Origin of the sequence: Runella salmonicolor (genome assembly GCF_024158025.1) — a bacterium.
GTDB classification, from domain to species: domain Bacteria; phylum Bacteroidota; class Bacteroidia; order Cytophagales; family Spirosomataceae; genus Runella; species Runella salmonicolor.
The window spans coordinates 685,247-704,596 of sequence record NZ_JAMZEL010000002.1; the positions used below are offsets into that span (position 1 = coordinate 685,247).

A 19,350-nucleotide genomic window follows, 5' to 3' on the forward strand; every position below is an offset into this window, starting at 1 on the left:
AGTTCAATCTAGTAAATCGGGCCGACGAGTACGGGTGCGTTCGAGAGATTGCTGAAAACGCCAATCTGAAATTTTGGCCTCATGGCCCGAAAGCAGAATGTCGGGGACTTTCCAACCCTCAAATTCGGCAGGGCGGGTATATACTGGTGGGGCCAGTAAATTATCCTGAAATGAATCCGTTAAGGCCGAAGTTTCGTCATTTAATACCCCCGGAATAAGCCTAATGATGGAATCAGCAACGACGCAAGCGGCAAGCTCTCCGCCCGACAGTACATAATCTCCAATGCTGATTTCTTTGGTAATGAAGTGTTCACGAAGGCGCTCATCAACGCCTTTGTAATGCCCACACAAAATGATAAGATTCTCGGTCATCGACAGCCGATTGGCCATTTTTTGCTCATAACGTTCCCCGTCGGGAGTCATATAAATTACTTCGTCGTACGTGCGCTCTGCCTGTAATTGACGGATACATTTAGCAATCGGTTCAATCATCAACACCATGCCTGCCCCCCCACCAAAGGCATAATCATCCACCTGACGCTGTTTGTTGGTGGAATAATCGCGCAGGTCGTGTACGTGTACCTGTGCGTGGTTGGCGTCTTGGGCGCGTTTTAGGATAGAATGAGCAAAAAAGCTATCCAACAAACGCGGCAAACAAGTGATGATATCAATGCGCATAATTATTCTTGTTCGTCTTCCTGTCCGTCTTCGGGCGTGGTGGTTTCTTCGGTGTATACTTCCAACAATCCTTCGGGCAACACCACATGCAGGATTTTTTGTTCACGATCCACTTTCAAAACAATGTCATCATTGACGGGGATCAGTACTTCATGTCCGTTATAACTCATCGCAATCAAATCTTGCGTTGACATCGTATAAACCGTCGTAACGGTGCCAAGCGCGCCCAATTTTTCATCCACCACTTTAAATCCAATGATTTCGTGGTAATAGAATTGGCTTCCGTCCAACTCATCCAAGTTTTCTTCGGGCAGAAACAACGCGCAGTTAATCAGCGGCGTAGCGGCTTCGATGGAGTTAATATCCTCAAATTTCACAATGGCCTTACTGCCCTTCTGAACGTTGATATTTTTGATAAAATAAGGAACAAGCTGCCCTTTTATTTCTACAAACACCGAATCCAGTTCCTCATAATCTTCTGGAAAATCAACATCCAGAAAAATGACGACCTCACCGCGCGTGCCGTGGGTACGGGTGATGTGTCCTAATTGAAAACAATCGTTGTACTGCATAATTTCGTATTAAAAAAAATGGTATGAACCTATCAAAAGAGGCTCATACCATTTATGAAAGCTTTCACAATTATTCAGCAGCTTCTTCGGCAGGGGCAGCAGCTTCTTCAGCGGCAGGTTCTGCAGCAGGAGCTTCTTCCACTACGTTTTTCTTAGCAATAGCAGCAGCGCGAGCTTCATTTACTTTACGTTCAGCTTCCAATTGAGCTGATTTTGTAACTGCTTGTTTTTTGTCTAAGCCATCTTTTTTGGCTTCAACTCTTCCAAGCTTCTCTTGTTTCCAAGCTTCGAAACGTTCGTCAGCTACTTCCTGGGTAATGGCGCCTTTGATTACACCTACTTGCAAGTGTTTACGCATCAATACACCTTCGTGGCTCAGAATAGAACGGGTTGTGTCAGTAGGCTGAGCACCGTTAAGGAGCCATTTTACCGCTTTGTCCACGTTCAAAACAATCTTAGTTGGATTCGAGATTGGATTGTATGTACCCAATTTCTCAATAAAGCGACCATCACGTGGTGCTTTAGCATCAGCTACAACGATATCATACATAGCTGCTTTTTTGCGTCCACGACGCGCTAAACGAATTCTTACCATGGTATTTGCATTGGTTTACTTATGAAGGATCACGTCCTTCGGATGAAACGTGGCGCAAAAGTACGGTTTTTTTATAAAAAATAAAATAGGCACTTCCCATAAAATCAGAAAAATCAGCACACACCTGTCTCAATATCACAGGCTTCGCCAGCAGCAACGGGGGCTTGAATCGGCGCTTTTAGGGCGATTTCGGGCAAGGCTTCCAAAAACAGTTCGGTAGGCTGCGCCCCCGAAACGGCATATTTATCGTTAATGATGTAATACGGCACTCCACTTACCCCCATCAATCGATTTTGATACAATTGCTTATCGAGTTCTTCGGCCCCAACGTTGCCTACCAATACCTCACGCACTTTTTCGGCATCCAAGCCAATACTCGTGGCAAGTTGTACGACGGTTTCGGTTTGGGTCAAATCCACGGTATCTTCAAAGTAAGCCTTAAAAAGTGTCTCGACCATTTCCAATTGTTTGCCTTGTTGTTGGGCGTAGCCAATCAAACGGTGCAACGTATGGGTATTGGGAGATACCGTTTGGTTTTCTAAATCAAAACGCAAGCCTTCAGCCGCTGCCACGCCCGAAACCTGTTGAATAATTTGATTGTAACGGTCTTCGCTACCAAACTTAGCAACCAAACGCTCTTTGGTATTTTCGCCTTCGGCAGGGGTATCGGGCGAAAGTTGAAAGGGTAAATAACGAAGTTCAAAAGTATAGTCGTCTTTTAGTTGCTCAATGGCTTTTTCGAGGCGACGCTTTCCAATATAGCACCAAGGACATACTACATCAGATACAATGTCTATTTTAAGATGCGGTTTCATTAGGCAATTTTTGTGTTTATTTAATTACCTTCAAAACCCTCTCACGTTGATTATCGTTCATTTTTAAGAAATAGACGCCATTGGCCAAGGGCGGAAAAGTCATTTTGGACGTGGCCTCATTTGCCAGAACCGACTGTTGATACACCACCCGTCCCGCTGCATCTAGCAGTTGAACCGACACGTTTTTTCCCGCATAAAGCGCGCCCCAATAAATGTTTACTTCCGAGGAAGCACCCAACGGATTGGGATAAATATGAGCATCAACGGGCTTTATCCAATCCGCAATAGCCGTGACAGGGTATCTTTCCTTGGCCACCCGAACTGCGCTTTCAAAAGTAGGTATGCCGTATCCAAATTGGGGTGTCGGAGCACCGAAACGATCTCCCGCCCGGCGAATACAGTCTATCACTTGCATGGCCGTTAGATACGGTTGCGATTGCCAAAAAGCCGTTACTAACCCCGCAATCAGCGGTGCAGAATACGAAGTACCGTTGCCCGTGGTAACGGTTCCGTTCTGGTTTGAGAGCGTCGTGGCTTGTCCACGGGCGCTGACATCGGGCTTAACGCGGCCATCGGCCGATGGCCCCAACGAACTGAAAGCCGCCAATCCTTTTAAGCTGTTAACGGCCCCAATCGCCAACACAGAATCACCGTCGGAGGGAGCGCCTATGTATTTCCAAGGGCTGCTGCCCTCATTGCCAGCCGATGCCACTACCACCATGCCAACGCCAGCGGCCCAATCGGCGGCTCTCGTTACGAGCGCATTACGACCATTCATATCGGCATAGGTGTAATTGTCGGCGGGGTTATCAAATTCGGTATAACCCAACGACGTATTAATCACATCCACGCCCAGGCTATCGGCGTATTCGGCCGCAAAAAGCCAATTAGCTTCTTCAAGATGCGATTCTGAGCCCGCATCTTCTGAGCGTAGCAACACATACGACGCACTGTAAGCAGGCCCAATCAATGACCCGGGCAAATAGCTCGCCATGATACTAAATACATTGTTACCGTGCGAATCATCCTCGTATACACTCGTTTCTTTGGCAACAAAGTCGTAAGTAGCCACTACCCTTTTGTCATCAAAAATTGGCTTCAGGGCAGGGTTTGTATTTGAATTTCTAAAGCCACCATCCAGAATTGCCACCAACATTCCAGCACCACTGTACCCTTGGTCGTGCATGTTGTGGGCGCCCAACATTTCTATTTGATTTTGGGAAGAACCATAATCAAGGCTTTCTTGTCCAAATTTTTGAAGGGTGGTTGCGGTTTGATTTTCAGCCGACAGCCGGGCATTTTTCAGCGCTCTCCCAAACTCCAAGCCACTCACAAAAGGCAAGGCACGAATGGCCGTAAGCTGCGCGGCAGTGGCCTCGACCAGTACGGCATTCAACCAACGCGAGGTATACCAAATTTTGGCACCTGTTTGCCGAATTTGAGCTAAGTAAGAAGCACTTACGGGCAAATCGCGGGTGCTAACGGGTATATTCTGACGTTGACGCCGTTCAATGGAGCGTTGACTCAAAAACGCTTCAGGTTTGGTAACCGTAAACGTTGTGCCTGCTTTGTCTTTCAATAATACAAGGTACTTGGCCTGCTGCGCCTGCGCCCCCGACATCAGCAGGTAAGCCGCCATTAATAACCCATAAAAAAGGGCCCTTGGTGGCGCAAACTCACCCAATCCACCCTTTCTGCGATGTAAACTGAAATTCATAGCTGTTCCTGATTACCATTTGGATGAAAAATCTTTATATCAATACGTACAAAACCGTTCTTTTGTTTTATTCTTTGCCTGCGGTTTTAAACCGAAAATATTGCCGGGTGCCAAAGTCGATTTTTGCTTTTCCCACACAGGCCGACGAAGACGAGCAAAATTGCAATTGGATTCGTTCACGATATACCAATCCAACCTCGGCCGCGTATACTTCCACGCGTTTGTCCTGATTTACCAGCGTCGAATCATTTTGCTGGATAACCGTAGCCGTCCGGTCAAACGTTGTTGTTCCTGATGTGTAAGGTTTATTGACGTTTTTCAGTTCGTAATTATCTTCCCCTACATTATTATAAAGATTGCCGTTCCACACGTTCATTTCCGCGGGGGGAAACAACATCTTTACGTAGTCTTTGCCGTTTTCGTTGCGCACGGCATGGTCAGTCAACAACCGCAACGTAATCGTAGAATCAGCTTGCCAGCGTTGCCCCTCGGCACCGCGACGAAAACGGGCGATTCGATAAGCGGGCTTCCCTGTTGGGTCGGTATAACGTTCGGCCACGACTTCTTTCAATTGGTACTGCCGAACGGCCACGCTGCCGTCGAGTGTATACGCTTCTTCTCTGACGTCGTATTCCACAAAACGGCCCACTTCAGTTGGAAAAAACGCCGAACCCGCAGGCTGATTCAGGCAGTCATCACATTTCTGCTGCGTACATCCTCCCAGAACCATAAATAACATAAAATAGCGACCTGCGTATTTCAGTAGCACATTATTGGACTTATAAAATGTAAAATATGACAAAAAATACATAAAATGGGTTATTATTGCCTTACTAAAAGCCTAAAATTAGAATTAAATTAGAATTGAAAAAAATCGGAACAAATATAACCTCTTTATGCTTTTTAGTTCAACAGCATACTGGATAATCGATAAATGTTAAAATCAATTATTGCGAATGCCTATTTTTTTCACTACCCACTCGTACCATGAATTCACAATACATTAAGCAAATAGTTGAGCAATTGGTTTTGGCAACTGGCCAACCCGTGGTGGCTCAAAAAGCCAAAGTAGACTTAGTGGAACAGTCCAATACCTATACCGCCAAAGACATTGACCGTTTTATTGAAGCACTAAGCAACTCGGCGCGTTTAAGTGATTTAACCATCATCGTCAACAGTTGCCCCGTTGACCAATTTGACGAATTAATCAACAGCTCGGCGTATCCAGTTCTCTATTTTGAACAACTAAACATAGGACTCACCCCAATCATTGGCGGGAGCGATTTCCAAGGCCAAAAAATAGCCTGGTCGCCAGTGATTACCTACGAGCCTTCCGAACAAATAAGCTGTAAAGACCCGCTCCTGTTTAGGAATCACCCCGACCCCAGCAAAAACGGACAAGTAGTCTACATTACAACCTTTCCGATGCAGCCCTTGGTCAGTGACGACAGCTCACTGCGACAAGCAGAAAAGGAAGATTTATCACCACTCCAGCGCCTCACGCGCCTGCTTCGAAACGAACGAAAAGACATTGGCTATATTTATTTCTACGCAGTTGTAGTGGGGCTTATCAGCCTGATTCTGCCGTTGGGCGTGCAGGCCATTTTTAGTTTGGTTTCTAGTGGCTCTATCTTTAGTTCGGTATATGTACTGATGGGTTTGGTGGTTTTGGGATTAATAGGCAGCGGTATAATGCAAATCATTCAGGTAACGCTGGTAGAAACCCTCCAAATGCGCATCTTTGCCAAAGCGGCTTTTGAATTTACCTACCGTGTTCCTCGCCTCAATTCCGAAGGGCTCTCACAGGATAACCCGACGGAATTAATGAACCGTTTTTTCGACGTACTGACGGTTCAGAAGGCCCTGCCCAAATTTTTGATTGACCTCACGGGTGCAGTTCTTCAAATTGTTTTCGGACTGTTGTTGCTGTCATTTTATCACCCTTTCTTTATCGCTTTCAGCTTCTTTGTTATTTTTGTCTTCTTTACCATTGTTCGCCTCAATGGCCGTAAAGGACTGGAAACCAGCATCAAAGAATCCAAATATAAATACCGCGTAGTGGCTTGGCTGGAAGGAATGGCTGGGACACTGTTCTCGTTCAAAACAGCAGGCGCCACCAATCTACCCATTCAACGAATGGACGGGTTGGTAACCAACTACCTCACTTACCGGACCAAACACTTCAAAATCCTTCAAGGGTTTTATTATTACGCACTGATTTTCAAAGTATTGGTCATAGGAGGTTTGTTGGTGTTAGGAACCTACCTGTTGGTTAACCGTCAAATTTCACTTGGACAGTTTGTAGCCTCTGAAATCGTGATAGTGTTATTGACGGGAGCGGTCGAAAAGCTCTTTTTAAGCATTGACGTGGTCTTTGATTTGTTGACAGCGGTGGATAAACTCGGCTACGTAAGCGACCTCCCTCTCGAAAAAGACGGCGGCCTTACCTTCAAAACTCCCAAGGAAGAAATGGCACTGAAAGCCCACAATTTGAGTTACACCTACGCTGGTGCGGCCAAAGCAGCGCTAAAAAATATCAATCTGGATGTCAAAGCCGGGGAGCGAATTTGCATCACTGGACAAAATGGTTCTGGCAAGCATACTCTGCTCAAAGTACTTTCTGGAATCCTAAGCAGCTACGAAGGCAGTGTGATGTACAATGGCATCTCCTTGCGTGATTTGGATATGAATCTGCTCCGAACCCACGTAAGTATGAACTTTCCTAATCAGGAAATTTTTGACGGAACCATCCTCGAAAACCTCACCATGGGTCGGGGAGGAATCACGCTTGAACAATTGCAGGAAGTGCTCGACAAATTGAATTTGACCGATGAAATTTCATCCCTTCCAGAAGGACTCAGTACTCCCATTATTTCGGGGGGGCGGCGCTTTTCCCTTAGTTTTGTCACCAAAATTGCCTTGGCGCGTTGTTTGCTAACTCAACCAAAACTAATGCTTTATACCGACGCTCTCCGGGAAATTGAGCGCAATGAACGCCTACGTATCATTGATTTACTGACCGATTCCTCCAATAATTGGACATTGTTGGTATTGTCAAACGAGCCTGAGTTTATGGGTGCTTGCGACCGGGTCATCGTCATGAACGAAGGAGAAATTATTGCCGAAGGCCCTTACAAGAGTGTACTCAAACACCTCTCTTTACCGGAAAAATAAGTGGTTTGATTTATAAACAGAACACGATGCTGAACTTATCAAAGCAACGGGTGAATATACCCGCCATAGAAAAAGAAGTAAATTCGCTTAATACCCTGCATTCGCCCAAAACGGCCCGAATCGTTTACCGATGGATTTTGGGCATTGTCATTGCCTTGCTGTTGGTAATGTTTTTGCCGTGGCAACAAAACATCAACGGAAAAGGCTACGTAACGGCCCTCACACCTCAGGACCGACCTCAAAATGTACAAAATGCGGTAGCTGGACAAATAGCCCGCTGGAATGTTCGGGAGGGCGATTACGTCAAGAAAGGAGACACTATTTTGGTCATCACAGAAGTAAAAGATGACTATTTTGACCCGCAGGTTCTGGTACGTACCAAAGAACAAATTCAGGCAAAAACCGACGGCATTGCCGCGTATAAAGCCAAAATAGAAGCCACTGACAATCAAATTGCTGCCCTGCGTCAAGGATTGCAGTTTAGCTTAGAAAAGGCCCGCAATAAAGTCATCCAATCTCAAATGAAGGTTCGCAGCGACAGCGCCGACATGGTGGCCGTTAATCGCAATTTTCAAATTGCCAAAGAGCGCCTCGACCGGGCAGAGGTAATGTACAAGGAAGGTACCATTTCGTTGGTTGACCTCGAAACCCGACGCCTCAAGCTACAAGAAGACCAAGCCAAAGTGGTGGCGCAAACCCAAAAACTTAGTATTTCCCGCAATGAGTTAATCAACGCCCGTATTGAGTTGAGCTCGGTAGAAGCCGATTACCGCAAAGACATTGCTAAGGCATTTTCTGACCGCAGTACGGCTCTTTCGAGCGTGGCTGAGGGAGAGTCGGAGCTTTCAAAACTTCAAAATAAATACGAAAATATCCGCATCCGGCGCGACCAATACGTGGTTCGTTCACCCCAAGACGGCTACGTCATCAAGACCCTCAAAGCGGGAATCGGCGAAACCATCAAAGAAGGCGAGTCGATTGTAACCCTGCAACCTCGGCAACCCGAATTGGCGGTGGAACTGTACGTCAAAGCCATGGATTTATCATTGATTGCCCCCGGCCGCCACGTACGCCTAGAGTTTGACGGTTGGCCCGCGTTGCAATTTTCGGGTTGGCCTGGCACATCAGTCGGCACTTTTGGTGGGTCTGTGGCGGTTGTTGACCGGGTAAACAGCAAAAACGGCCAATACCGTTTATTAATCAAAACCAATCAGCGAGGAAACGAAAACGAAAAATGGCCCGAACAACTCCGTATCGGTTCGGGTGTAAACGGTTTTGTCATGCTTCAAGATGTGCCTATTTGGTGGGAAATCTGGCGTCAGCTTAACGGCTTCCCGCCTGATTATCTGGCCGATATATTACCCGAAGAGGGCGAAAAAGAAGCGAAAAAATAGTTAGTTCTTAAGTGAACAAACAAACAGAGGTTTATGAAAAAAACAATCATTCTGCTAATCGTAATGAATACCGCTGTGTGGGCGCAAACCGACACGGCCAAGGTATTTTCGTACCGCGATTTTTACGATTTAGTCCTAAAAAACCACCCTGTGTTGCGCCAAGCTAACTCCCTCTCGGGGCAGGCCAAGGCCGAGTTGTTGATGGCAAAAGGAGGGTTTGACCCTAAATTGGACATTAATTTTGACCGTAAATATTTTGAAAACAAAGCCTATTTCAACTTTTGGGACAACCAGCTAAAAGTGCCCCTCTACTGGGGCGGCATGGATGTCAAGGCGGGTTTTGAACGAAACGTGGGGGATGTGCTCGGAACCGACATCCGTACCCCGCTCGACGGGGTCAGTTACGTGGGGATAAACGTACCCATCTTGCAACGGTTTGTCATTGACGAACGCCGCGCAACGCTCCAAAATGCGCGTATTTTTCAGAATATCGCCGAAGCGGAGCGTGTCAAAATGATTAACAAATTAATCCTTACCGCGGCAAAGGAATATTGGGAATGGTATTTTACTTATCGTAACCAGTTACTAATCAAAGAGTTTTATGAGCTGGCAGCTCAACGCTACCAGCTCGTAAGCAAACGTGTGATGCAAGGCGACCTGCCAGCCATTGATACCGCTGATGCCCAAGTAACTCTACTCGACCGACGTGTGATGTTTGAACAAGCCACGGTTGAACTTCAAAATGCCCGTCTCAAGCTTTCAAACCACCTTTGGGACACAAACGGCTCCCCCCTAGAATTGCCCGAAACAGCCGTACCGCAGTTAAGCGCAGGCCAAGTGATTGATGCCACAAACCTCGCCAATCTACTCGAAACCGCCCGCCTTCGCCACCCTGAAATTCAAAAACTAGATTTAAAGGCACAGCAACTCAACGTTGACGAACGCCTCGGCCGCGAAATGCTCAAACCCCGCTTTGACATCGGCTTATCTTCTCTCAATTACGCCCACCGTTTTATTACAGGTTCCAAAATTCCCGATGCGGGGGCCTTCCCTTCTTTCTATAAAATAAATGTCGATTTTTCATTGCCTTTGCTATTTCGGAAAGAGCGAGGAAAACTTGAAATTATCCGCGTAAAACAGTTCCAGAACACGCTGGAAATCCAGCAGTTGCGTCGAGAAATCAACAACGAAGTTCAGGCTGCTTACAATGACGTAAAGAATTTGGAAGGGCAAATTATCCAGCAACAAATTGCGGTGCAACGCCAAGCGCAAGTGCTGCGGGCCGAAGAACAACGCTTCAGCATTGGCGAAAGCCAGTTGTTTTTGGTGAACCAACGCGAATCCAAGCTTAACGAACTGAAAGTCAAACTTGAATCTATGAAAGCAAAGTACGAAAAAGCCAAAGCCACGCTGTTGTTTGCCGCAGGGACATTTGAATAAGAAATAAGAGAAAAGTGTAAGGGTAAAAGGGGTTTTTATTTTTAATATTTGGACTTCTATCCATTTTTCGGTTATCCGTCCCTTAAAAAGGGTACCCAATTCCGATGTTAAATACGGGATAGTTGGGGCTGGAACGACGAAACGAAAACTTGGGAAGCAGGTAGCGCTCATCGATAGTGGTGGTTTGCCCAAGGGCATTGGTCACCACAAACCGCCGACTGGGGTCATAGACCTTGATACCCATGTCGAGACGAAAGATAAAATACGAAAGGTCGTACCGCAGCCCAATGCCCGTTCCGACGGCAAACTCTTTGTAAAAACGATTGAATTGAAACACCCCGTTCAGGGTATTTTGGTTGGGGCTTGTGCCCTTATCGAGCCGCATACGCCACACATTTCCCGCATCCAAAAACAGCGCATAGTTTACATCGCCCACAAACCGAAATAAGTGACCCCGCAGTTCTACATTTGCCTCCATGAGTACGTCCCCGAGTTGTTCAAAGCGGTACTCATAGCCACTGTACTGCGTCACGCCGGGCTGAAGCGTGGTCGTTTCTCCATTCCGAAAAATAGGGCTACCCGTTTGTAAGTCAACATTTGGATAGGCCGAACCCAGCCCCAAGCGCCGGGGAGGCCACGCGCGCAGGCTGTTGCTCCCACCGCCCGTCAGCGATTTTTCGTAAGGAGCCACCCGACGGTCATTATAGTTGAAAATCAGCCCTGTATTGACGCGGTACACCAACGTACTTTTGGGGCCTAGTGGCTTATACCTTCGGTATTCTACGTTGGTTTTCAAGAACTTGTACAATTCAAATCCATCCAATCCCAACGATACTTTTTGCGGCTCTAAGAGACTTAAAGCAGTACCTCCCGACTCGGCAAACAACCTCAAATAATGCGCTCGGCGGTTTTGCCCAATGATGTTATTGTTAAAAACATACGATAAATTGATACTCGAAATCACGGCCGACTGAAAACTAAATTTGAGCGGGTTGCCGCCGTATTGGTACAGTGAATCAAGTAGTTCTCCAAATTTTTGACTTTGCTTACTCTGCAAAATACTCAAATCCACTGCCGTCAGGCTCAGGTATTCAAATTCGCTTTTTTTCCAGTTATACCGCAAACTCGCCTGAAAACCGCTCCGGATAAAATCAGGATCAGACCCAAGAAAATCGCGGTTTGTATAATTATATCCCAGACTGACGATGGTACGCGGAGTTTTGCGGTTAAAGCCTGCGGCTATTTTGCCAGGGAATAAAAATCGGGGAAAAATCAGCGCCGTATTGACCCCCATTTCTAGCGTACGTACCAAATTGGCATTTTTTAAGCCAAAATTGGCATCCAATGCTCCCCGCAACGACACTTCAAAGTTTTCGAGCCGTCCAAAAATGTTACGTACGCGAAACGTTCCGTTCAAAAACGGCCCCGGCAAATTCTGCACTACATTCACCCCCCCTTCCCCAGTTACCTGGTATTTATCGTGCGGAATCACCCGAATCAGCGTTTTTATATTGCCGTTGGTGGTATCTGTGTCAATATTTATAAACAGAAACTGATCCAAAACACTCAATTGGCGCGAGGTTTCATCCCAATCGTTTTGTCGGTAAATATTGCCCGGCCGAATCAGTATCTTTTCGTTGAGTACCCGGGGAGAATAGTAATGTTTGGGCGTAAACGAATACTGAATACCCCGATAAACCGCTGTGTCGCGCCTCACAAAAGGCGGCTCTCCGGGTAGGCTCTCCACCCTAAACCCCACGGGATTGAAAGTGTAGCGCGTATGTTTGTCGTGATTACGAGGATAATTTATCTGCAATCCCTTCACGTCTACGATGTGAAAAAGCGAGTCGGTGGCGGGATTATGGCCCGTCGTATCCACCAAAAAACCACCATTGCGTTTGCCAGTGGCACTTTGTACGGGCCGCAGGTAGTTACGGTCAAATCCAAAATAACCGTTGTTCCGCATCAATTGCTCCACCCGAGTGATTTCACTTACCACGTCGCTATACCTAAAATTATTACCAGATTTAAGGTAAGAGGCCGTTTTGGTAGCCGACAATAAACTGTCAATTTCAGCATCTTTGTGCGTCAAAATATCTACATCTCTCAACACATGAGGCACTCCTTCGAAAATGTTGTAAGTAGTACGAATCCGACCGAAAAGGGTGTCGGTTATAAACTCAACGTTGGCATCACGGTAGCCTTCATTGACCAAATATCCTTTAATTTTAACGGTATTGTTGCGGGCATTTTTTTCGGAAAAATAAACAGGGGCCTCCCCAAAGGTGCGCATTGCCCAGTTCCCCTCTTCAATCCGAAGGCGGTATTTATTCACTACGCGATTGTATTTTCGACGCAGCGATGACAGTTTGCGGGAGTCGTCGGCGTAGCGGGTAAACTGCCGTTCATAGTAGCGACTCAGGGTATCAAATTTAATACGTTGCGTATCGCGGTCGTATCGTTTGTCCAACGCCTGATAAATCCAAAGGGAGACTGTCGCACCCGGAATTCCGAGAAATCTTTTGTTGGGACGTTGCGGCAAAAGTGGCTCCAAGGCTTCTGTTTTCACCACCGAGTTGCCTTTAAAAAGTTGATTACCCAAGAGATATTCGTCTTTTTTAGGGGTACTTTTGTTGGAGCAAGCCGCCAAAAAGAAACATAAACCGACCAAAAAAACTCCGTTAAATACAGGGAACGAACCAACAACTCGCCTCGGTTTGTGATACTGAATCGTATCTTTGCAGCTTGAAAATTCGGCCATACGTCCCGCAGAAGGGTAAAATCTTTTCAGAACTGTAAAAATGGCTTTATGACGCATTCAGAATCCCTTTTGAAAATTGATATATCACGCAAATGTTATCCAAAAATCTCACAAAATACCTTCACTCACTGCAATTAAAGAAATTCCGACTGGAACACAACGCTTTTTTGGTAGAAGGCGCCAAAAGTGTATTGGAACTCTTAACCGCTGATTTTCAGACCGAATTGGTTGTGGCTACGGAGCAATTTTACAAAGAAAATACGCAAAAATTAGAGAAACAACCTTTTCGCCTCGAAATCGCCACCGCCGACGAACTCGCCCGGGCGGGTACGCTGCAAACCAACGATGCGGCCTTGGCCGTTGTAAAAACGAAAGACAATGATTTTTTGTATGCCGAAAAAGGAGAATACGTATTGGTCCTCGACGACATCCGGGACCCCGGCAACCTGGGCACCATCATCCGCATTGCCGATTGGTACGGCATCACCAAAATTATCTGTTCACAAACCACCACCGACTGGTACAATCCCAAAGTCATTGCCGCAAGCAAAGGTTCATTCACTCGTGTGCGAGGGTATTATGCGGAGTTAACTGCGTATTTGGAGAAGGTAGGGAATATGGAACACGGAATAGGGATTTACGGTACATTTTTGGAAGGGAAAAACATCCACCAAACCTCGTTCGGCAATACAGGCTACATCGTGATGGGCAATGAGTCTAATGGCATCGGGCCGACGGTCGAACAATTCGTTACCCACAAAATTACGATTCCGCGCTTTGGCGGCGCAGAATCGTTGAATGTCGGCATTGCCGCAGCGGTAGTGCTGGATAATTTACGAAGAGTTTAAGCCATTGTTTAGGGGCAAAAGCTACATCCTGATATTGGCTCAAAATTTACCATTTTAAAGCCGCAAATAAATATACCTTTTGATAACAATTTCGCTTTAACTTAACCTCATCTTTAGAGTAGTATTCCTTCGTTCTCAAATTTTTAACACTTAAAAATAAATATACCCAAAAGTTATTTTTCAGGAAGTGTAATCTTAGCGTATATTGCGTAACAATTACGTTTTGTTACTATTATACCCCTACAATGAAGCTTATTGAAAAAATAGTCAGGGTTCTTCTCGGGATCATTCTGGGTCTTTGCTTGCTGGTTATATCCCCGCTATTTATACCTTATTTTTTAATTAAAGGATACCACTTCGCAAAAAAAACATACCTTACCTACAAGCTTTCTCAACAACAAAAGAAGGAAAACCTCGAAACACGTAAGTTGTAATTCCTTCTTAGCCGTGCACCGATATTTTTCATTTAAAAAGCACTTTCAATTATTTAAGAAAGGGGAAAATAAGCTCCCCTATTGAGCGTCTCGCCTTGAAGAGTCAGTATATTTCAATGTTGAAATCCTTCAACATATTGAACAAATATTGCCCGCCAACCGCATGAAATACATCCTTTTTTTCAGCCTTTTTATTCAGATTTCGATGGCTCAAACCTCCCACGAAATTCGGCTCATTATCCGTTCTGACGATATTGGCTTTTGCCACACGGCCAACGAAGCCTGCATGAAAGTGTACACCGACGGTATCAGCCGTTCGGTAGAAATTCTGGCTACGGCACCGTGGTTTATGGAAGCCGTCAAAATGCTCAAAACCCAACCCAACTACGACGTAGGCGTACACCTTTGCCTCACCAGTGAATGGGAAAACCTCAAATGGCGGCCCCTCACCCATGCCCCTAGCAACCGAGGCGAGTATAAAGTTTAACGTGGAAAACCAAAAGTTACAATTGACAGTGATGGACAATTGAAAAGGGATTTCAGACCCTTCCGTTTCAGGACAAGGAATGCGCAATATTGACGAGCGCGTCAAATCCCTGAAAGGGAGTTGGAAAGTAACATCAACCAATGGAAAAGGAACAGTGAATCAAATTATTTTGAGTTGATAAAATCCGCTCAATCATAATACACGATAAACACTATATGAAACACCGGCAAAATCAGCTTCGCCTACACCGATTGCCATGGTGTGATTGAGATAATCGTATTTTTCGGTGGCGGTTTCAAAGAAAGAGACAGTACGAAAATAGTATTCATCCCACCGCACGGTTTCTCCCGCCATCAAGCGTCCTTCCAAGGTGGGTGTATGATGTAAAACACCCCGATAGGCCACGTAAATCAGGGAATCATCGTCGGTTTTAACCGTCACTCGAACATCCAATAACCCCGTTCCATCGGGACGGACAAGAAAAGAGTCACTTCCACCAGCAAGCACTTCTCCTACTATTCTGGGGCCTTTCACGGTTCCGCCCGTGATGTGGTAAATACGACGATGCCCGTTGGGGGTATCGCCGATGATTTGCATCGTAAGTTCGCATCGCATTTCCATCAAAAATTCGGTAGAAAGAGCACGAACAGGCGTAATTGGAGCGGTTTCCATGCGAAAAAGTTGGTTTAGAAGTTACAGTTTTTTTTAGTTTGCCTTGCTGTGGTGCGCCGATGCCAGTTTCCAGCCAGTTTTATCTTTGGCGTACGTATAGGTAATGGTCTCCGTGCCATAATCTATCAGCGCTTTGGTATCTATATTTTGGTATTTGTGCGTCATTTTGCCCGTTACCACCATTATTTCATCACCATACGGACGAAAAACCAAGTCAGTCATCTCGCGTTGCAGCACTTTTTTAGGAGCAAATATTTCCTTTAAAGGCTTTAATCCTGTTACACCGCCTTTGGAAGTAACGTATTGAAAATCGGCCGTACATTCATCATTAAAAAATTTAACGGGATTCTCAATAAACCGTAGTCTGGATTCTTCAAAATAAGTTTTGAATTTGGCAAGATTGTCCGCGTTTTTGTTGGGTTGGTCATATTCCACCTGCGTATGATGCCCCGCTACGTTTTTCCATTGGTCTTTCTGCTTCTGAAACGTGTAGGTAAAAGCATCTTTGTAGGTATTGACGCCGTATTTGATGGTGATAATACCGTTTACTATACCCAAATTCCCCGACTCATAAAATTTAAGATCCGAATAGTTTAGCTCTGTTACTTTCAAGCTGGCTAAGGCCAAATTCATCTCTTTTTTACCCACAATTTTTCCACCGCGATAACCCAAAAAACGGTAATCATTGGAGTAATAATTTTGCGAATACTCGTTGGGGCTTTTCTTGTATTCGTCCATCAGTTTGGCAAAAGATTGCTCCAAACTTTGAGCAAAAACGGTAAGGTTAATTAACAGGAGAACGGCAGTAATCAAAAGTGGTTTCATCGGAGGTAGAAAAGTTTAGTGAATGACTAATGCAAAGGTCAGAGGTAGGGATGGAAAAAAAATTCAGGGTAAACCATGGTTTCGCCTCATGGTAAACCATGATTTTTCGGGTACGCCTTTGAAATCCGACAAAAACAAAAGAAATTTAAACAACTCTAAGTCGGTCTGAACCATGCCCCGAACCTGCTTTCTCTCTACCCTGCTTTTTTTTGTTTCCGTTATCGTGTGTGTGAGTCAACAATTCTACATTGACAGTCTCAAAAAAGTGCTGACTTTCACCAACCGAGAAGACCAAAAAATACTTTTAATGAGTCTTTTAGCAGAGAAATTTGCTCAAAAGAAGCAGGCAGACTCCTGTTTTTTATTTGCGGAACAAGCGTTGAAATTGGCTAAGAAATACCGATCAAAGACGGGAGAAGCAGAAGCCCTGTATGTATTGGGGCAAGGGTATAAAATTCAGAACAATCATTACCTCTCCGTCGCCAATTACCAAAAGGCGCAAAAGATTTGTGAACAGCTTGGGTATTTCGGAAAAGAACCTTACACTCAATCCAACTTACAGCTAAAAATTCTCCAAGGGCTGGCCGGCCTATACGACGGATTTCAAGTTGACAGTAGTCTTTATTATTGAATGAAATTATTGCCATTAACCTCCTGGTTTAAAACGCATCGTCTTGAAGCAAAAATCACGCTGGATATCGGAAACAGTTACCTCAATGCGGGCGACTATGCCAAAGCGCTGGATTACTATTTCAAATCATTGGAACTTAAAAACAAATACCAACTCAAAGACCTCCTTGACGAAGACTGCCACCGGGCCATTGGCTATTTGTACGTTACACTGGGAGACTTTCAAAAAGCAAAACCCTACCTTTTTCAAGCAAAAAAATTCAAAGAAGCCATTCATCGAGGCACCTATTATGAACTGGCCCATTTGAGCAATGCCTACGAAGGGCTCAGTCAACTGGATTCGGCACTGTATTATGCCAAAGCCGCTATACACGAAGCCCTTCATTATCAAATAACCCATGAATTGGGTTATATCTTTGTTACCTACGCTAAAGCGTTGGAGCGATTGAACAATTACCCTCAGGCTTTAAACTGGTATCGATACGGAATTGCTACCTGTCTGAAACAAAACAACAGAAAAACGTTGAGCTTTGCCTATTCTGAAATTGCCAAGCTCTACCATCAATTGGGCAACGTTGATTCTGCAGGACACTTCGCCCGGCAGGCTATTTATTACGCCCGCGAGTCCGGTTACTTGAAAGGACTTGGGGAAGCTGGGGGAACACTGGCTAAAGTCTATAAGATGCACCATCAATTGGACAGTGCGTTGAAGTACCAGGAACTCATGATTACTACCAAGGATAGTCTGTTCAAACAAGACAAAGCCCAACGCATTGAGATACTGGAAGTGGAACAGCGTCGGCAGGAAAGAGCCAAAGAAGAAGCTGAAGAGAAGGCGCAGCAACAAAGAAAACTGATAAGTATTTCGGCCATCATTGCGCTGTTCGTGATTTTATCGTTCATTTTTTACCGCAACCGAATGCTGACCCAACAAAACGCTGCGCTCCAAACCGCCCTGCTCGAAGGCCAAACTACCGAGCGAAAACGCGTAGCCGCCGACCTCCACGACGCCCTCGGCAGTACGCTTTCGTCGCTTCGCTGGAGTATGGGTGCCATTGACAAAAACAAACTCAATGCGCAGGAACAGGAGGTCTATCAGCACGTCCAAAACAGCCTGGAACAGGCGTATGACCAAGTGCGATTGCTTTCTCACAATCTGCTGCCCGAAGAACTGGGAAAGCAGGGACTTTGGAAAACGCTTGAAGGACTCGTGCGTAAACTCAACCGAAATACGCCCGTCACATTTACCCTTCAAATCCCTGAAAATCAACCCCGATTAAACGCTAAAACGGAATTTGAACTGTACAGTATCTGTCTTGAACTCATCACTAATATTCTCAAACACGCCCAAGCCACCGAAGCAAACGTAAAGGTGGAAGTGAAAAATGAAAATTTACAATTGACCGTAACGGACAATGGCAAAGGAATTTCGGAGAATACCACAGCGGGCAAAGGACTCCGAAACATCGCCGAACGGGTGGAATCTTTAAAAGGCAAATGGGAGAAAATATCCGACGAACTGCCCGGTACAAAAAACGTCATTATCCTACCGTTGGAAAAGTCAACTAAACCAACCCATGCTTAACTGCGTATTTGACCAATCCTGCCACGTTTTTGGCATTGAGTTTTATCATCAGGCTCCGCCGGTGCGTTTCAACCGTAGGCACACTGATACAAAGTTGGTTGGCAATTTCGGCGGTTGAATATTCGTCCGCAATAAGTTTTAAAATTTCCACTTCCCTTCCCGTCAGGTGTTGAATGGTGGCAGGAGCAGTATTGTTAAGGTCGTCGGTAGGAGCATGGGCCAATTCATCAATCACATCTTCACTGTAATAGCGTTTTCCCATTATCAGGTGTTTAATGGCTTTTTCCAAATCACTCTTGTTGGTTTTTTTCAATACGTACCCATGAACTCCCGCTTTGACTGCCTCGCGAATATGCCCCGCATCTTCGGCCATGGTGAGCAGCAATACTTTCAACTCGGGAAACAACTGACGTGCTTGTAGGGTCAAATCAATGCCGGTCAAATACGGCATGTGCAAATCCGCTACCAGAATATCCACCTCATTGGTTTGTAAAAAAGGCATCACTTGACGGCTATCGGTAAACGTAGCCACCACTTCGACTTTTTCAATGGATGAAAACAAAAAACGCAGTCCATCCAAAATAATTTGATGGTCATCAACCAAAATGAGTTTAATGGATTGTTTGTTCATTTAGTGGCCCAAAGGGTGTCTCTCTTTTTATAAATTTACAGTATTATGAGGCCCATTGCTATTTTCCAAAGGAATAATACCCAATGGGTACA

At 45.3% G+C, this 19,350-nt stretch carries 17 protein-coding genes; 7 read left to right on the forward strand and 10 right to left on the reverse strand.

Annotated features, from left to right (window positions below):
* Positions 1-3: 3 nt before the first annotated feature.
* From trmD to NCI00_RS08775, 6 genes are all read right to left on the reverse strand, one after another.
* Complete coding sequence (gene trmD, locus NCI00_RS08750; protein ID WP_114065334.1) at positions 4-678, reverse strand: tRNA (guanosine(37)-N1)-methyltransferase TrmD; 675 nt, start codon at positions 676-678, stop codon at positions 4-6.
* A 2-nt stretch (positions 679-680) separates the two neighbouring features.
* The gene (gene rimM / locus NCI00_RS08755; protein ID WP_253526752.1) at positions 681-1,250 is read right to left on the reverse strand and encodes a ribosome maturation factor RimM; all 570 of its coding nucleotides are present in this window, start codon (positions 1,248-1,250) and stop codon (positions 681-683) included.
* Positions 1,251-1,320: 70 nt separating this feature from the next.
* Complete coding sequence (locus NCI00_RS08760) at positions 1,321-1,845, reverse strand: 30S ribosomal protein S16 (RefSeq protein WP_114461141.1); 525 nt, start codon at positions 1,843-1,845, stop codon at positions 1,321-1,323.
* Between the two features lie 113 nt (positions 1,846-1,958).
* Positions 1,959-2,660 carry a DsbA family oxidoreductase gene (locus NCI00_RS08765; RefSeq protein WP_253526753.1) on the reverse strand — a complete coding sequence of 234 codons (702 nt, stop codon included), beginning with the start codon at positions 2,658-2,660 and terminating at the stop codon, positions 1,959-1,961.
* Positions 2,661-2,676: 16 nt separating this feature from the next.
* The gene (locus NCI00_RS08770; RefSeq protein ID WP_253526754.1) at positions 2,677-4,377 is read right to left on the reverse strand and encodes a S8 family serine peptidase; all 1,701 of its coding nucleotides are present in this window, start codon (positions 4,375-4,377) and stop codon (positions 2,677-2,679) included.
* A gap of 67 nt (positions 4,378-4,444) precedes the next feature.
* The gene (locus tag NCI00_RS08775; protein WP_253526755.1) at positions 4,445-5,188 is read right to left on the reverse strand and encodes a hypothetical protein; all 744 of its coding nucleotides are present in this window, start codon (positions 5,186-5,188) and stop codon (positions 4,445-4,447) included.
* 176 nt (positions 5,189-5,364) lie between these two features.
* Between NCI00_RS08775 and NCI00_RS08780 the strand changes: the two genes are divergently transcribed.
* The 3 genes from NCI00_RS08780 to NCI00_RS08790 are packed head-to-tail and all read left to right on the forward strand — an operon-like array spanning position 5,365 to position 10,385.
* Positions 5,365-7,551 (forward strand): peptidase domain-containing ABC transporter, encoded by a 2,187-nt coding sequence (locus tag NCI00_RS08780; RefSeq protein WP_253526756.1) that lies wholly within the window; start codon positions 5,365-5,367, stop codon positions 7,549-7,551.
* A 26-nt stretch (positions 7,552-7,577) separates the two neighbouring features.
* Positions 7,578-8,945: an HlyD family secretion protein gene (locus NCI00_RS08785; RefSeq protein ID WP_253526757.1), complete on the forward strand. Its 1,368-nt coding sequence runs from the start codon at positions 7,578-7,580 to the stop codon at positions 8,943-8,945.
* A gap of 33 nt (positions 8,946-8,978) precedes the next feature.
* The gene (locus NCI00_RS08790; protein WP_253526758.1) at positions 8,979-10,385 is read left to right on the forward strand and encodes a TolC family protein; all 1,407 of its coding nucleotides are present in this window, start codon (positions 8,979-8,981) and stop codon (positions 10,383-10,385) included.
* 82 nt (positions 10,386-10,467) lie between these two features.
* Here the strand turns inward: NCI00_RS08790 and tamL are convergent, their stop codons facing one another.
* Complete coding sequence (gene tamL / locus NCI00_RS08795; protein WP_253526759.1) at positions 10,468-13,146, reverse strand: translocation and assembly module lipoprotein TamL; 2,679 nt, start codon at positions 13,144-13,146, stop codon at positions 10,468-10,470.
* A gap of 92 nt (positions 13,147-13,238) precedes the next feature.
* Between tamL and NCI00_RS08800 the strand changes: the two genes are divergently transcribed.
* Both NCI00_RS08800 and NCI00_RS08805 read left to right on the forward strand, forming a co-directional pair.
* A complete protein-coding gene (locus NCI00_RS08800; protein ID WP_253526760.1) occupies positions 13,239-13,994 on the forward strand; it encodes a TrmH family RNA methyltransferase in 756 nt (251 codons plus the stop codon).
* A 597-nt stretch (positions 13,995-14,591) separates the two neighbouring features.
* Positions 14,592-14,915 carry a ChbG/HpnK family deacetylase gene (locus NCI00_RS08805; protein WP_253526761.1) on the forward strand — a complete coding sequence of 108 codons (324 nt, stop codon included), beginning with the start codon at positions 14,592-14,594 and terminating at the stop codon, positions 14,913-14,915.
* Positions 14,916-15,107: 192 nt separating this feature from the next.
* Here the strand turns inward: NCI00_RS08805 and NCI00_RS08810 are convergent, their stop codons facing one another.
* Positions 15,108-15,587 carry a DUF3237 domain-containing protein gene (locus NCI00_RS08810; RefSeq protein ID WP_253526762.1) on the reverse strand — a complete coding sequence of 160 codons (480 nt, stop codon included), beginning with the start codon at positions 15,585-15,587 and terminating at the stop codon, positions 15,108-15,110.
* A 33-nt stretch (positions 15,588-15,620) separates the two neighbouring features.
* Positions 15,621-16,412: a nuclear transport factor 2 family protein gene (locus NCI00_RS08815; RefSeq protein ID WP_253526763.1), complete on the reverse strand. Its 792-nt coding sequence runs from the start codon at positions 16,410-16,412 to the stop codon at positions 15,621-15,623.
* A 172-nt stretch (positions 16,413-16,584) separates the two neighbouring features.
* On the opposite strand from NCI00_RS08815, the gene NCI00_RS08820 reads away from it, so the two are divergent.
* Positions 16,585-17,043, forward strand: coding sequence for a hypothetical protein (locus NCI00_RS08820; protein WP_253526764.1), 459 nt, complete (start codon positions 16,585-16,587; stop codon positions 17,041-17,043).
* Entirely contained in the window at positions 17,044-18,627 is a 1,584-nt protein-coding gene (locus NCI00_RS08825; RefSeq protein WP_253526765.1) for a tetratricopeptide repeat-containing sensor histidine kinase, read from the forward strand.
* Here NCI00_RS08825 and NCI00_RS08830 read toward each other — a convergent pair.
* Positions 18,608-19,258 (reverse strand): response regulator, encoded by a 651-nt coding sequence (locus tag NCI00_RS08830; protein WP_253526766.1) that lies wholly within the window; start codon positions 19,256-19,258, stop codon positions 18,608-18,610. The two genes, NCI00_RS08825 and NCI00_RS08830, sit on opposite strands and share 20 nt — an antisense overlap.
* Positions 19,259-19,350 lie beyond the last annotated feature (92 nt).

Coding starts and splice junctions, on each gene's coding strand:
- trmD (WP_114065334.1), bottom strand. CDS start 678: ATGCGCATTGATATCATCACTTGTTTGCCGCGTTTGTTGGATAGCTTT.
- rimM (WP_253526752.1), bottom strand. CDS start 1,250: ATGCAGTACAACGATTGTTTTCAATTAGGACACATCACCCGTACCCAC.
- NCI00_RS08760 (WP_114461141.1), bottom strand. CDS start 1,845: ATGGTAAGAATTCGTTTAGCGCGTCGTGGACGCAAAAAAGCAGCTATG.
- NCI00_RS08765 (WP_253526753.1), bottom strand. CDS start 2,660: ATGAAACCGCATCTTAAAATAGACATTGTATCTGATGTAGTATGTCCT.
- NCI00_RS08770 (WP_253526754.1), bottom strand. CDS start 4,377: ATGAATTTCAGTTTACATCGCAGAAAGGGTGGATTGGGTGAGTTTGCG.
- NCI00_RS08775 (WP_253526755.1), bottom strand. CDS start 5,188: ATGTATTTTTTGTCATATTTTACATTTTATAAGTCCAATAATGTGCTA.
- NCI00_RS08780 (WP_253526756.1), top strand. CDS start 5,365: ATGAATTCACAATACATTAAGCAAATAGTTGAGCAATTGGTTTTGGCA.
- NCI00_RS08785 (WP_253526757.1), top strand. CDS start 7,578: ATGCTGAACTTATCAAAGCAACGGGTGAATATACCCGCCATAGAAAAA.
- NCI00_RS08790 (WP_253526758.1), top strand. CDS start 8,979: ATGAAAAAAACAATCATTCTGCTAATCGTAATGAATACCGCTGTGTGG.
- tamL (WP_253526759.1), bottom strand. CDS start 13,146: ATGGCCGAATTTTCAAGCTGCAAAGATACGATTCAGTATCACAAACCG.
- NCI00_RS08800 (WP_253526760.1), top strand. CDS start 13,239: ATGTTATCCAAAAATCTCACAAAATACCTTCACTCACTGCAATTAAAG.
- NCI00_RS08805 (WP_253526761.1), top strand. CDS start 14,592: ATGAAATACATCCTTTTTTTCAGCCTTTTTATTCAGATTTCGATGGCT.
- NCI00_RS08810 (WP_253526762.1), bottom strand. CDS start 15,587: ATGGAAACCGCTCCAATTACGCCTGTTCGTGCTCTTTCTACCGAATTT.
- NCI00_RS08815 (WP_253526763.1), bottom strand. CDS start 16,412: ATGAAACCACTTTTGATTACTGCCGTTCTCCTGTTAATTAACCTTACC.
- NCI00_RS08820 (WP_253526764.1), top strand. CDS start 16,585: ATGCCCCGAACCTGCTTTCTCTCTACCCTGCTTTTTTTTGTTTCCGTT.
- NCI00_RS08825 (WP_253526765.1), top strand. CDS start 17,044: ATGAAATTATTGCCATTAACCTCCTGGTTTAAAACGCATCGTCTTGAA.
- NCI00_RS08830 (WP_253526766.1), bottom strand. CDS start 19,258: ATGAACAAACAATCCATTAAACTCATTTTGGTTGATGACCATCAAATT.